Source organism: Methanobrevibacter sp. UBA212 (genome assembly GCF_905233225.1).
Lineage (GTDB): Archaea > Methanobacteriota > Methanobacteria > Methanobacteriales > Methanobacteriaceae > Methanocatella.
Genome location: NZ_CAJODJ010000021.1, coordinates 1 through 14,456, shown reverse-complemented (window position 1 = coordinate 14,456; position 14,456 = coordinate 1). Strand labels below are relative to the sequence as shown.

The following is a 14,456-nucleotide window of genomic DNA, read 5'->3' as shown; positions in this document are numbered from 1 at the left end:
ATGAATTTCATTAAGAAATGGACTGAATCTAGTTTAATTTTAAAAATTGTAATTGGTCTGATTATAGGTGTAATTTTAGGAATTTTTGTTCCCGACTGGAAATTTATAGGCTTTTTTGGTGAGATATTTGTAAGTGCATTAAAGGCTATCGCACCGATATTGGTATTTGTTTTGATTGCTTCGGCACTTTCCAAAGCAAAAAGCGGAGTAGGGCCCAGATTTAAAACGGTCATAATATTATATCTCTTCAGTACTTTCTTATCTGCAATGGTTGCAATCATTGCAAGTTCATTATTCCCGGTTTCAATGCATTTAACCGCTGCAAGCACTCAGGCGGCACCCGGAAGCCTTACTGAAATAATGTCCAAAATGATTCTGGGAGTATTTTCAAATCCTGTCGAGTTAATATCAAAGGGACAGTATCTCGGAATACTTTTCTGGTCTGTTGTATTTGGAATTGCCCTTAAGATGGTTGCAAGTGACACCACCAAGGTAATCTTAAATGATTTGGCAAATGCCGTGAATAAAATCGTCGGAGGCATCATCCAATTTGCACCGATTGGTATTATGGGATTGGTGTTTGCATCAGTTTCCGAAAGCGGAATTTCCATTTTTACACAATACGGTCAGTTGATCTTACTGCTTGTTGGATGTATTGCATTTGTTGCCTTTGTAACAGATCCGATTATTTCAGCTGTGGCATTAATGCGCAATCCTTACCCATTAGTATTCACATGTTTGAGGGAAAGTGGAATTACCGCATTTTTCTCTAGAAGTTCAGCGGCAAATATTCCTGTCAATATGCTGTTATGTGAACGTTTGGGTTTGGATAAGGATTTCTTCTCAATCAGTATCCCCTTAGGTGCGATAATCAACATGGAAGGGGCTGCAATCACCATTACAGTCATGACCCTTGCAGTTTGCCATACCATGGGAATTTCAACTCCGCTGCCAATAACTATCGTTTTGTGCATTATAGCAACATTGGGGGCTTATGGAGCATCAGGTATTGCAGGAGGATCCCTGCTGCTTATTCCAATGGCATGTTCACTATTTGGAATCAGCACAGACATAGCAATGCAGGCCGTTGCGGTCGGATTCATTATTGGAGTTATTCAGGATTCATGTGAAACCGCACTTAACTCCGCAGGGGATGCATTATTCTCCGCTACTGCAGAATATTATGACCGGGCAAAGAGAGGCGAACCCGTCAATTACTTAGGGGAATTTGCAAAAAAAGGTGAATGAATGAAATTAGTTGTTCAAAGAGTGACATCAGCAAGTGTGGAAGTTGAAGGCAAAACAGTTGGCAAAATTGAAGACGGTTTGATGGTTCTGGTTGGCTTTGGTGAAAGCGATACCACCAAAGAGGCGGATTATTTGGCCAGAAGGCTTGCCAAACTTAGAATTTTTCATGATGACGAGGGCCGGATGAACAGGTCCGTAATGGATATTGGGGGCAAGCTTTTATTGGTTCCTCAATTTACATTATATGCTCATACCAAAAAGAACAGGCCATCATTTCACAAGGCATTAGCTCCGGATAAGGCAACTGAACTGTTTGATTATTTCACAGAGAAATGCAGTGAATTTGTTGAAGTTGAAACAGGAGAATTCGGAGCATTCATGAAGGTCAGTTTGTTGAATAACGGTCCCGTCACCATTCTTTTGGAAAAAGAGTTTGAATGATATTAACAAGTTAAATACAAATATTTAAAAGCATTTACATCTAAATATATTTTTACCAAATAACGGATGTAATGTAAATGTCTACTAAAATTCCAAAATTAAAGGAGATAAAACGACTAACTACACCACTGACTTTCAGGGACTTCAAGGCCTATGACAGTGAAGGAAATCTTCTCAAGTGTAGTGAAACATTGTCTGATGTGAGATTCATAGTGGAACCAAAGCAAGACATTTTAAATGATGATGAAATTTTGCAGTATGCTCCCGAATCAAAATCAGCATCACAAATCAGGCTAAAAAGAGGTTTTGGAAGTATTAAAGATGTTTTACTAGTCCATGAATCACTACCATGGATATTGGGATTATATTATACAGTTATAATTTCAATAGCTATTCCAATTACATTTTCAAGAAACATATTTGGAATGTATCTGATTTTAGTTCTTATTATATTGCCGCTACTTTATCTATATTATATCTTCAATCATAAGAAATACACAAAATATACTGTTAAAAAACCGGTTGAGGAAACCAAAAAAGTGGAAACTCCAGTTCAGGCAACAACTGCTGTTGAGGAATCCACAGGATTGGAATCCCTGAAAAGATATGAAAAAGAAATCAACAACTTGAATGTACTGTTCAATGTAAAGGAAAAGGTAGTGCGTGAACTGATTGAAAAACGTTTTGAACCCCCTCAAATCACTTATGACAAATTCATGTCCTCGATAGACAATTGCCATAAGCTGTTTTATGCACAGTCAGATGCGGCGTCAAACATTATTGATTTGGCGGTTGAAGACACACCAAGGGTTCAGGATGAAATTAAAGGTAAAATCGATGCAATGAAAAAGATCATCGACCAGATTGAAGATTTGACAAACGAGCTGGTAATAAATATCAGCTCTTCAGGCGAATCAACTGACGAGGTCAAAAATCTGTTGGATGATATGGAAAACTTGATTGAATCCGTAAAAGATTATTAGGTGATGTGATGAGTAAGATTTGTCCAAAATGCGGTAAGGAATTGCCGGATAATGCAAAATTTTGTATGGATTGCGGATACACTCTTGAGGAGAAAGGCGAAGGGATGTTAAGCAGCTTTCCGCTTCCGACACTGTTTATAATACTTATAGTTGCAATATTGCTTATCGGAGGAGCATTCATCTTGTCTTCAAGTTTTAAAGACAACACTAAAGCTCCGGATAAAAGCGATGAGGTTACTCATGCAGTTGACCTGACAATTACTGATGTGAGCGGATGGGACAGCGATTCCGGTAAAAAGAGTTATACATTATATACTGAGGCAATATTTAACAAGGTTCCCGATAATTTGAAAGGATATAATGTTAAAACTACATATTATGATTCAAACGGTTCGGAAATTGGTCATGAAACGGAAACTTTGGATAATGTATATTATGACAGCAACTATGCGCTCAGTTTCGGATTTTATACCACATTTAAATTACCGGACCCTGACCATGTGACAGTGGAAATTATAAATGGTGGAAAAGTTATAGATTCATATACAGAACAGATTGATAAAAATAAAATTGATTATTTAAATTAATGGGTGATGCAAATGGCTGAATTCTCACTTGATGTAGATGGTATTAAAGAAGATGTTGAAAAGTCAATAGATGTCGAAAAAGAAAAACTGGAAGATTCAAATCTCAAGACTCAGGCGGACAATAACGCACAGGCAATATTTGATACAGACCTCAACAATCCTCAGGAAAGGGATGGAATATTAAAACCTCTTGATAATTTCGGATTAAATGAAATGTCACGTTCAGCATCTCACAATGAAATGTTGGCAACAAGATTCGTTGATTTGACAAAAGGCGGAAAGGATGCGGACAACATTGGTGAACAGTTGATTGAACTCAACAAGCAGATGAAGGATTTGGATCCAAGCAAAGTTGATTTTGCAAAAAAGGGCGTCCTTGGAAACCTGATGAATCCCGTCAGAAAATACTTTGCAAAATATGAGAAAGCTGAAGTGGCAATATCAGACATTGTTGAATCACTTGACAAAAGCAGCAAAGTATTGCAAAATGACAACACCACTCTTTTAAATGAAGAAACATACCTTAGAGAAGTGACAAACAAGCTTCTTGCTGATATTGAACTGGGAAAACAGATGGACGCATCAATCGAAGCCCAAATCCAGAAAGCTGAAATTGATGGTGTCGACCAGAACAAAATAGATTTTGTCCGTGAAGAAGTCCTCTTCCCATTAAGGCAAAGAATCATGGATATGCAGCAGATGATTGTTGTAAATCAGCAGGGAATCGTTTCACTGAATGTGATCAGACGTAACAACAAGGAATTGATACGAGGAGTCAATCGTGCAAAGACCGTAACTGTATCAGCCCTAAGGACTGGTGTAATGGTTGCAAGTGCACTCTATGATCAGAAAATTGTCATGGACAAGATTACCATCCTTAACCAGACCACAGAAAACATCATAGAGACCACTTCACACATGCTTAAGGAGCAAGGAAGCGAAATTCAAAGGCACAGTGCAGAAACCATGATTTCACCTGATGTTTTAAAGGCAGCATTTGCAGAAGCTCTGCAGGCGATTGATGATGTGAGCAATTACAAGGTTCAGGCATTGCCTCAAATGAAGGAAACCATAAACATGTTTAGTGATATGGCCGATGAAGGCCAGAAAGTGGTTGAAAAAATTGAAACCGGAAACAGTGATCTTCTAGAATAGATATGAATCTGACAGAAAAGATTAAAAATTCATGGTGGGTAATCCTTTCATTTATCATATTCCTGAATGGTTTAGGATTCATGTATATTGGATTTAAGCACAACAACCGGAATTGGATTTTAGAAGGCATTACCTATGAATTTCCATGGTTTTTCTATTTCATAATATTTGCAATCTATGGAATAAGCGTTCCATCAACATTGATAATCACTTTTTCAGTCATACTGATGTTGATTAGCATAATCAGATCAGTATGGGTGGCCGTTAAGCTTGCAGATGTATATGACAATAATGAAAAATACACCATCAAGCAAACCAACTTGAATCAGTCATCCAACAGTCAAAATAAAGGAGGCATTTCCCATAATTTTGCCTGTTGCCTTTGCATGATCTGCATTTTCATAATATTTTTAGTGATAATTTTTTAATGTGTGGTATGATGAATTTTAGAAAGATGAGAAGACATAAGCAGGAGCTTTCAAAAGAGGAATGCGTGGATATACTAACCAATGAGCCTAGAGGTGTCCTTGCATTGCTCGGCGATTATGACTATCCCTATGCACTTCCAATGTCTCATGTATATGTGGACGGCAAGATATACTTCCATGGAGCAATGGAAGGTCACAAAAACGATGCCGTTGAGAGATGTGACAAGGTTTCATATTGCGTGATGGATGAGGGCGTCAAAAACAGGGACGGATGGTCATATATATTCAGAAGCGTAATCGTTTTCGGCAAAATCAGGACACTCACAGATAAGGCCGAAAAGATTGATAAACTCACACATTTGGGAGACAAGTTTTTCCCAAGCCATGATGATACAGTCAATGAAATTTCAAGACTTTTGGATAGAACAGAAGTATTTGAAATAACAATTGATCATATGAGCGGCAAAACAGTTCAGGAAAAATAGGAAGGAATTACGATTATGATAGGCAATGACTGGGATTTGGCTTTAGAGGATGAATTTGAAAAGGACTATTTTTTAAGGGTCATGGATTTTGTAGACAGCGAGTATGAAACTAAAACGATTTATCCGCCATATGATGAGATATTCAATGCATTCAAGTTCACACCGTTAAGTAACGTTAAGGTGGTTATTTTGGGCCAGGACCCATATCATGAAGCCGGCCAGGCACACGGCCTGGCGTTTTCAACCCCTGACGGCAGACCGATTCCAAGATCATTGAAAAACATATTCAAGGAGATAAATTCAGAATACGATTATCCCATTCCCGAATCAGGTTGTCTTGAAAAATGGGCAAAGCAGGGTGTCTTTTTGCTTAATACCGTTTTGACAGTACAAGACGGCAATGCCAACTCCCACAGCAAATGCGGTTGGCAGACTTTCACAGACAATGTGATTAAAATATTGAACAGCCAGGAACAACCCATTGTATTTCTGCTTTGGGGAAAACAGGCCGAAAAGAAAAAGGAATTGATTACAAACCCGAATCATTTGGTCTTGATTACATCACACCCCTCACCATTTTCAGCAAGACGGGGATTTTTCGGCTGCAATCATTTTAAAATGGCTAATGAATTTTTAAGGAAAAATGAAATGGAAGAAATAGATTGGAATTTGGTCCAATCCTTTTTTTAGTCTTCAGGTCATTACACCGAAATTGATTCCATTGCTTCCAAAGGATACGAATGAATGGTGTCCCTTATCCTTTGTCGGATAGTCATATACTTGTGATTCAATTGAATTCACAATCTTATAATTTTTATATTCGTCATTTAGGATGTCATAGAATTCTTTATGGGAGAATTTGGAATCTGATGAGGATTTGACTATTTCCTTGATTGCGGGTGTTATCTTATTTCCCCTCCAGGCTATATAGTAGAATTCCTCTCCGGATGAAAACCACAGTTTTGAGTTGTTTTTCTCGTCATGCCTGTCATATGTGGTGAAGTGGACGGCATCATGGCCGGCAACCTTGACTTTTTTGGCCTGGTTGTGTTCAATGAAATATCCGTAAAGATCCATTATTGCCGGATTTACATAGCGTATGGTAAAAACATCGATGTCTTCGTCAAATTCATACATATGAAAGTCGCTCTGATAGGGATTTTCGTATTGGGGAGGTATCTTGAACTCCTCATATCCTACAGTGGCTGTTGTCCAATTGGATGAATCAATTGCGTTGACCGCTCCAATCAGTATGGCCAATGCCATGAGAAAAAACAAAATTTTTCTAATCATGATAATATATTATAATAACCCCATTATTAAATAATTTGAAAAGTTCATATAGATGGATGAATTGTTAATGAGATGGTTTTGGCTGTAATTGATTTTAATTGGATGAGGGAGCAATTAAATCATATAGAAAATTCAAGCTTATATTTTAATGGACTAATTCTTCAATGATTTTGGGTAGAAATCATATGACAATCTCGAAATCGATTTTTCTGTTTTCTCTTCTTCTGGAATCCATATCGACAAAGTCATATACAAGCGGGTTTTTTATCAATGTTTTCCATACCTCAAATGTTTCCGTTAGAAAATCATCCCTGAAGCGGATGTGCCTTTCAATAATTGGACATTCGTATGGAAATTCGCTTGCATCCAATACCAGATGAAATTCGCCGTTTTTGGATATGTGTGGCACCAGGGGAAATGTCCTGCATTGTATTGGCCTGATGGATCTGTCGCATCTTGGAGGATTTATGCATTTGACAAGGCAAACATCCCCTTTCCATGAATGGGGGAAGTCCAACTCTTTTGCATCAATGTAATACAGTTCAAATTCATCGCTGTCCTCATACATCAGCTCTTCGCCAGGCATAAGAAATAGTGCAAGGTCTTCATTGGGATATTCCTCACTGTCAAAGACACAGCATATCTCACCACATAATTTTCCGCAATCGAAATCAACTGGTGAAACCTTATCCAACCTTCGGTAAATTTTTTCAATAGATTTTTTATTAACTTTTGTTGAATTTTCCATATTTTTTTAATTGTTTTTAAGGTTTAAATAGGTTATTATCGTGGAAATGGCAAAAAAATAATTAATTTGATAAAAATAGTTTGATTTTAATTATACTACTTTAAAATTAGCTATTTTATATATAATTCTTCTTAAATCCATTAATTATTCTAATATACCTATAAATTATAGGCATTTTTATATTATAACTACTTTAATCATTATTTTGATTTTTAAATACTTTTAGTTGTTAAAAGATTATTTCATATATTTTAATCTTTTTGTAGTCAGATTCAAATGAATGTTATGTATAAACTAAATATTCATAAAGTATTAAGCTTATTTTTTAAAATTGAGTAATTTTAAATCGATTTAGCTAATAAAAAGGTTTATATAAGATATTTGTAATAAATATTGGTGAAGTGAGTTTAATCTCACGGATACTATAAAAAAATTCTAAAATGGAGGTAAAATATTTTGAACAAAAAAATATTACTCACTTTGCTTTTTGCATTGCTTTGTGTTTTATCAATAAGTGCTATTCAAGCAAGTGATGTTAATATAACAGATTCAAATATGACAAGTTCTAGCGATGATTCAATCCAACTTGAAAGTGAAAGTCAAACTAGTGACATAGAATCTGTTAATTCAAATACTTTATCAACTGACAATGAAGAAATTGTTTTAGAAGAAGATAGTAAAAATCATACGGAATTAACTGACCCAACCAATACTATATATTATAAGGGCTCATACAATGTGACCTTGAAGGATTCAAATTCAAGCAGCACATTGGCGAACAAACCTGTTAATTTTGTAATTGATAATGTTAATTATGTTGCCAATACTGATGACAATGGCGTTGCCAGCTTAAATCTGACATTGACACCGGGAAAATACAGCGTAACTGCTTATTTTGCAGGTGACGATACATATGACGCCACCAGTAATTTGACTTCTACATTAGAAATATTGTCTACCGTCAAAGCGGCAGACATCACAAAATACTATAAGGGAAGCACACAGTACAGTGCTACATTCTATGATAGTTACGGCAACGTTTTAGCAAATAGAGATGTGACTATTACTGTTAATGGAAAATCCTACACCAAAAGGACTAATGCAAATGGTGTGGCAAGCGTTCCGGTCAACTTAAAGCCTGGAACCTATAAGGTTACTTCAACCGATCCAATAACAGGATATCAGGTAACAACCACTTTCAAGATTTTGCCTACAGTCAGCGCAACCACTCTCAAGAAGGTTGCAGGTGACAACAAGAAATTCACCGCAAAATTCTACAAGAGCAACGGTAAGGCATTGGCTAAAAAAACTATTAAGTTCAAGCTTAAAGGTAAAATCTACAAAGTAAAAACCAAGGCTAATGGTAAGGCAAGTTTATCTGTAAAAAAACTTAAAAAAGGAACATATACAATTTATTGTTATAATAGGGATGGATCATACAAGACCTTCAAAATAAAGGTTTACAAGAAAGTATCCACTAAATTAACAACAAAACATTATACATTCCTTAAAAAGGATAAGAAAACAATCAAAGTCACATTGAAAAATAGTTTAGGTTATGCTCCAACTTCTGGTAAAATAATCAAAATCAAAATCAATGGAAAAACCTACACTAAAAAGACCAATAGTAAAGGAGTAGTTTATCTTAAATTGCCGTCCTTGAAAAAAGGTGTATATAAAGTCAAATACACATTTTCAGGAACAAGCAATTATAAGGCTTCAAAAGCTAATTATCTAGTAACAGTACTCACTACCAAAAATTCAGTACTGACTGTAAAAAGTACTACAACCTTTGGTTACGGGGCCGGTACTCCATTTAAAGTAGCGGCTACAGCTGGAGGTGTTGCTTTAGCTAAAAGAACAATAACTTTTGAAGTTGATGGTAACACTTATACCAAAACTACCAATAATGACGGAATAGCATCACTTCCAATAAAATTGGAACTTGGTAACTATACTATTAAATATTCACTCAAGAAGGAATCAAAAGTAAATGGAAAGTCCGCAATTACTCCTATAACAGTAAAACTGAGAAGCGAATCAATGCTTACTTGGAAAAGCGGGTCTTCATTTTCAGGTTCACCGCAAACATTTAAAGTATTGTTAACCGATTTGGATGGTAAAGCTATTTCAGGACAAACTATTAAGGTAATTATCAATTCTAAAACATACTCTGCCACTACTGCCTCAAACGGTTATGCTAAAATTAAGGCAACCGCTCCTGTAGGAAAATATACTGTTACTGTTAAATTTGATGGTAGTAACGAATACCTTCCTAATTCAACAACAGCATCAGTTAGTATCACTACCTCAACCGATATCAAAGGTGTAACTGAAAAGAACACCATTGATAATTTGGCCCCTTATCTTAAGTCAACCACCAACTGTCAAGTTGGAAACTCTAAGATTAAATCAAAAGTCAATTCAGTAACTAGTGGTTTAACCAGTGATTATGCAAAAGCAGAAGCTATATATAATTACGTAAGGGATTCAATATCATACAGTTTCTATTATGATACCAAATTCGGTGCTGCAGGTACATTAAGTGCAGGAAGAGGTAACTGTGTTGACCAAGCACACTTGTTGGTTGCTATGTATAGAACAGCAGGTCTTCCAGCTAGGTATGTTCATGGAACATGCAGATTCTCAAGTGGAAGTACATACGGTCACGTATGGGCGCAAGTTCTTATTGGAGATACTTGGATTTGTGCAGATCCGACTAGTACTAGAAACTCTTTTGGAAAAATAGTAAATTGGAATACTAAGTCATTTAGTTTGCATAGCAGATATGCAAGTCTTCCATTCTAAATTCTATTTTTTCCTTTTTAATATTTTTTAACTTTTTTTAATTATCTTTCAAAATTAAATATCCAACTTTTTTTGCAACTGAAAATCATTATAACTGATTAATTTAAATAATAACATTTTCATAATATTAAGTAAATGGGTGAGAAAATGTTTAAAAAAATAATTTTGTTTTTACTGTTTGCCATGATGATTGTAGGTGCTGCAAGCGCAGCTAACCAAACCAGTTTTAAGACACCAGCCAATTTTGAGGACATTGGTGACGGTGTTTACGTATTATATGACTCTTTTAAGAATGCAGATGAAATACTGTCTGTTGTAAAATACAACGCACATGATTGGAAGGATTACATCACCAACGACACCTCCAATAAATATGTTGTGCATAAGGATAAGAACAATACATATAACTATACTGACGGCAGCGTAAATGAAATAGGTTCCTTTGAACTTGTTGAAGTTGAAGGAAACAAATTCATTATTGACTTTGCCAAAACCGGCACGGAAAATGATTTGTCGAATACCTATTCCAACATGCTAGAGTTCAACAAGCTAAATAATATCACACCAATTAAAAAATAATTCTTTTTCCCCTCTATTTTTCCATCATCAATATATTTCTTTTCATGTTCAAGTAAATATTGCTAATAACTTGTAATTTTACAAATTAACATCAATAATGCTTTTAAAAATGCAAAGCACTTATATATGTCCAGTTTTATAGATATCACTACATTTAATATGGTAGGTTGATGATATGACAAGTTTTGATTTTTTAAAAAGTTTTAACAGAGATCTATATGAAATTGGTGTGAAACTGGAAGAGGATGCGTTAAACTCACCAAGGGCGGTGACGGCAGATGCAACATTATTTTTAGAAAATCTGGTTAAGGATATATACAGGATTTCAAATAAAAAGCTTGAAAAGCATTTGAAATCATTCTATAAAAAGGTGGATAACCTTTATAGGTCCGGAGTTATAAGCTACATCTATAAAAACAAGCTCCAGGAGGCATATAACCTCAGGAACAAAATCCATAAGGAATCACTAGAATCATCAGAAGAAAAAAAGCTGGCATTCGACCTGCACAAGAGACTATACTACATTTCAAAAAAGTATTTCAGGGATTTCTGTGAAAATGAGGCTTACATAAGCATCCCCGATTACAAAAAACCAACCCAAATCGATATCCATTTTGAAAACTGCATCATCTGCGGAAATTCAAACAAAAAATCCATGTCAAACATGTGCAAGATATGCAATCAGAAAATAGAAAATGCCAATTTCATGCTGAGCATTCAAAATACTTTCAATGACTCCCCATTTACAAGGCAGGACCTTATTGAATTTGGAATCAATGAGAGTCGGGCAATTCTGCTTTTGATGGACCTGTCAAGATTTGATGCTGTAACAAATGACGGCGAGTATTATACAATACACCGGGAGAATTTCAATGAGTACCTCCATGAAATTGACCAGTATATTGAAATAGGGATACTGATTACAAGATTTTACAGGAACGAGATTTCAGCAGCTGAAATAAAGAAGACCCCTGAATACATAAAAGGATGCAAGGACCAGTTGCCCTACAGGGAATTCTTCAAGCTTGCAACTGCCAAGATAGAAAAGTCATTCGAAGATGAGCTTTTGCAGTCAAAAGACATCAAAAGGAGCATGAGGAAATCATCGATGAATGAGCTGGATGTCAAATACTGGTTTCACCGTGAAAAGGAATCATTCAACAACGGCACAATAAATGATGCATTCATATTATATAACAAGATATTGATTGATGATTTCTTTAAAATGAAAAGGAAAGGCCATGAGGACGATGAGGATATATTAATCAGGCTACATATCCCAAAAGACATTTATTGCTTTTGGAAAACTCATTTTATTGCAGGCAAGTTCACAAAGAAAAACAAAAACTTCAAAAGGGATTTGATCATATCGGAACTCAAAAACAACAGAACATTGAATGAAGCCCTAAAGTCAGCAAAGGTAACAAAAGAGGATTTCGAAAAGATGTATCGCATCTCACAGGATGCCAATGATGAATTCTATCAGGACTTCAACAGGGAATACATAGAAAAAAGACAAAAATCAATACTAAGACACCTCCAGAATCACAATTTGAACAGGGCAATCAGGCTGTCAAAGATTACAAAAACAGAGTTTCTGAAATGGTATTACGAAAGTGAAAAAGGATTGTCAGACTTTTACGTTAAAACAACCGAATTGCTGATGGAGAAGTATATTGAGTACCGCAAAAATGATTGGAACAAGCGGGAAATCCTAAAAAAGATTAATATTTCAAAAGACATGTACAACTCATGGTCAAAACATGAGGAACTATACCGTCAATTTGAAAGCATGAATGCAAAAATCACATCCGACCTGATAAAAAGGGGACGGATCATAAATGGAATAAGGGAAGGCAAAAGCAAGCAGGAAGCCATTTTTTATGCAAACCTTACACCAAGGGAATTTGTGGAAATTTACAATACGAGCAAGAGAGAAAAAACCGAGTTTTATTTAAGATTTGATGTTGAATATGAGAAAAGCAGGAAAAAATTATTCATAGAAATCATTAAACAGGAGGATTTCTACAACGCCATACAGAAGTGCGAAATATCACAAAGGGAATTTAACGAATGGTACTTTAAGGACCAGGACAGGTTCATATCAACAAGAAAAGCCAGTCTTTTTTACTTAAACACCACCTTTGAACTGATGGACAAATATATCAAGACTAGAATCAGCGGCAAAAACAAGCCGGAAGCCGCCAAAAGTGTTGGGCTGTCAAACATGACAATAAATAAGTGGCTGAATCATCCTGAATTCGACATATTTGATGAATTTGCAAAAAGAATCAGGCACATAACCATCAATTTGGTTGTGGATGGATTCAATCAAGGAAAATCCAAGATTGAAGTGGCCGAACTTTGTGACATCTCCATCAAAACGATTGATGAGTTCATTGAACTTGGCCAGAACGGATTCAAAAAATATGAGGAACTATTTTACTTATATGAAAACAGGGTCATTCCAAAACATCTGGACATATTCCTTAATGATTTTCAGACAAAATCACTATTCAAATCATTAAAGCATGCCAAACTAAGCAAAGAGGAACTTGACCATTATTATGATTTGGGAAAGGAGGGGAATGAACAGTTCAAGGATTTCTATCATGACTTTTTCGATGTTAAGATAAACCTCCTTGTAGATAACATTCTTTCAAAAAAATCCCTGAAAATCTCTTTGAAAAACTCATATCTTTCAAGGGAGGAATTTGAAGAGAATAAGGAATACATTGAGGACATCATCCTGATGGAAAGGATAATACTAATCGCTGATGGAATCAACAAGAACAAAACAACAGGTGTCAAACTGGCCAAATCAGTTGGAATAAGTGTTGATGAAATCTATGAATGGTATGTCTGCGGAAAGGATGGGGAAGAAAGATTCAGGATTTTTTCACAGATTTTTGAGTTGGGAGTTGTTCTTCCAAGGGTACTGGCATTCAAAAAGGCCCGAGATATTGGAATACCTGTAAAGTTCCTAAACAAAAAGCTTAAAAAAGACTTGGGCAGTGCAGATTATAGGAACTGGCAGGAGCATGACATCATCAATCAAAGACTGGAATTCACTGAAAATGACGGTGAAAGCATTGACGAGAAAAAAGTTAAGAATTTCCTGGAAAAATCCGAATTATTTACCCTCAAAGACAGAAAAATCAAATCTAAAGATTTAAAAAATTTAAAAGAATTTTTAAATGACAAATCAATGCCGGTTGTGGAAATTTCCCTTGTTGACAATGCCGATTTGGAAAACAATGAAGCAATGGGAAAATGAGGCTAAAATTTTTCAAGATTTTCTAAATGTTCATTTTGCTACCGATATTTTTGAAATATTGGTAGTCCCTTTTTAAAGCATATATAAATCTTTTATAGGCCATTTAGAAAAACTCTTTTTAAGGACCTATTTTTCAAAATAAAGAATAACTTCCATCATCATGCCATTCGATTGCTTTTAAACTCAAGATTCCTGAATTTATTTTTATAAATCCTATTTTACTTTAATGCATGTCTTGAACCTCTCCGGCTTGTAGAAGCCGGAGATTCTTAGGCCATGCCTATTTTTTCGTCAAAGCATTTCCATTCATAATAATATGTGGATCTTCCTTGACTATTAGGCATGAAATCTACTAAGCATAGCACCATTGAACCAGTGGCGCGTAGACCTTCGTCTAAAATGTTTTTTGCAGCATTTACATCTC

General features: G+C 35.6%; 13 protein-coding genes. 11 read left to right on the top strand and 2 right to left on the bottom strand.

Features of this window, described 5'->3' with window-relative positions; genetic code table 11:
• The 8 genes from sstT (at nucleotide 1) to ung (ending at nucleotide 6,017) form a co-directional block, all read left to right on the top strand.
• A complete protein-coding gene (sstT, locus tag QZ138_RS06950; RefSeq protein ID WP_292887901.1) occupies nucleotides 1–1,248 on the top strand; it encodes a serine/threonine transporter SstT in 1,248 nt (415 codons plus the stop codon).
• Nucleotides 1,249–1,689 (top strand): D-aminoacyl-tRNA deacylase, encoded by a 441-nt coding sequence (gene dtd / locus QZ138_RS06945; RefSeq protein WP_292887898.1) that lies wholly within the window; start codon nucleotides 1,249–1,251, stop codon nucleotides 1,687–1,689.
• A gap of 77 nt (nucleotides 1,690–1,766) precedes the next feature.
• On the top strand, nucleotides 1,767–2,672 hold the full coding sequence (locus QZ138_RS06940) for a hypothetical protein (RefSeq protein ID WP_292887895.1): 906 nt from the start codon (nucleotides 1,767–1,769) through the stop codon (nucleotides 2,670–2,672).
• An 8-nt stretch (nucleotides 2,673–2,680) separates the two neighbouring features.
• Entirely contained in the window at nucleotides 2,681–3,259 is a 579-nt protein-coding gene (locus QZ138_RS06935) for a zinc ribbon domain-containing protein (protein ID WP_292887893.1), read from the top strand.
• 12 nt (nucleotides 3,260–3,271) lie between these two features.
• Nucleotides 3,272–4,414, top strand: a complete 1,143-nt coding sequence (locus QZ138_RS06930; RefSeq protein WP_292887890.1) for a toxic anion resistance protein — start codon at nucleotides 3,272–3,274, stop codon at nucleotides 4,412–4,414.
• 2 nt (nucleotides 4,415–4,416) lie between these two features.
• Nucleotides 4,417–4,842: a hypothetical protein gene (locus QZ138_RS06925; RefSeq protein ID WP_292887887.1), complete on the top strand. Its 426-nt coding sequence runs from the start codon at nucleotides 4,417–4,419 to the stop codon at nucleotides 4,840–4,842.
• Between the two features lie 26 nt (nucleotides 4,843–4,868).
• Nucleotides 4,869–5,327 carry a pyridoxamine 5'-phosphate oxidase family protein gene (locus tag QZ138_RS06920; RefSeq protein WP_292887884.1) on the top strand — a complete coding sequence of 153 codons (459 nt, stop codon included), beginning with the start codon at nucleotides 4,869–4,871 and terminating at the stop codon, nucleotides 5,325–5,327.
• Between the two features lie 15 nt (nucleotides 5,328–5,342).
• Nucleotides 5,343–6,017, top strand: coding sequence for a uracil-DNA glycosylase (gene ung, locus QZ138_RS06915; protein WP_292887881.1), 675 nt, complete (start codon nucleotides 5,343–5,345; stop codon nucleotides 6,015–6,017).
• 3 nt (nucleotides 6,018–6,020) lie between these two features.
• On the opposite strand, the gene QZ138_RS06910 is transcribed toward ung, so the two are convergent.
• On the bottom strand, nucleotides 6,021–6,620 hold the full coding sequence (locus QZ138_RS06910) for a hypothetical protein (RefSeq protein ID WP_292887878.1): 600 nt from the start codon (nucleotides 6,618–6,620) through the stop codon (nucleotides 6,021–6,023).
• Nucleotides 6,621–6,801: 181 nt separating this feature from the next.
• Nucleotides 6,802–7,368 (bottom strand): hypothetical protein, encoded by a 567-nt coding sequence (locus QZ138_RS06905; protein WP_292887875.1) that lies wholly within the window; start codon nucleotides 7,366–7,368, stop codon nucleotides 6,802–6,804.
• Nucleotides 7,369–7,824: 456 nt separating this feature from the next.
• Between QZ138_RS06905 and QZ138_RS06900 the strand changes: the two genes are divergently transcribed.
• The 3 genes from QZ138_RS06900 (at nucleotide 7,825) to QZ138_RS06890 (ending at nucleotide 14,032) form a co-directional block, all read left to right on the top strand.
• The gene (locus QZ138_RS06900; protein ID WP_292887872.1) at nucleotides 7,825–10,176 is read left to right on the top strand and encodes an Ig-like domain repeat protein; all 2,352 of its coding nucleotides are present in this window, start codon (nucleotides 7,825–7,827) and stop codon (nucleotides 10,174–10,176) included.
• Between the two features lie 147 nt (nucleotides 10,177–10,323).
• A complete protein-coding gene (locus QZ138_RS06895; protein ID WP_292887869.1) occupies nucleotides 10,324–10,755 on the top strand; it encodes a hypothetical protein in 432 nt (143 codons plus the stop codon).
• A 175-nt stretch (nucleotides 10,756–10,930) separates the two neighbouring features.
• Nucleotides 10,931–14,032, top strand: coding sequence for a hypothetical protein (locus tag QZ138_RS06890; RefSeq protein WP_292887866.1), 3,102 nt, complete (start codon nucleotides 10,931–10,933; stop codon nucleotides 14,030–14,032).
• Nucleotides 14,033–14,456 lie beyond the last annotated feature (424 nt).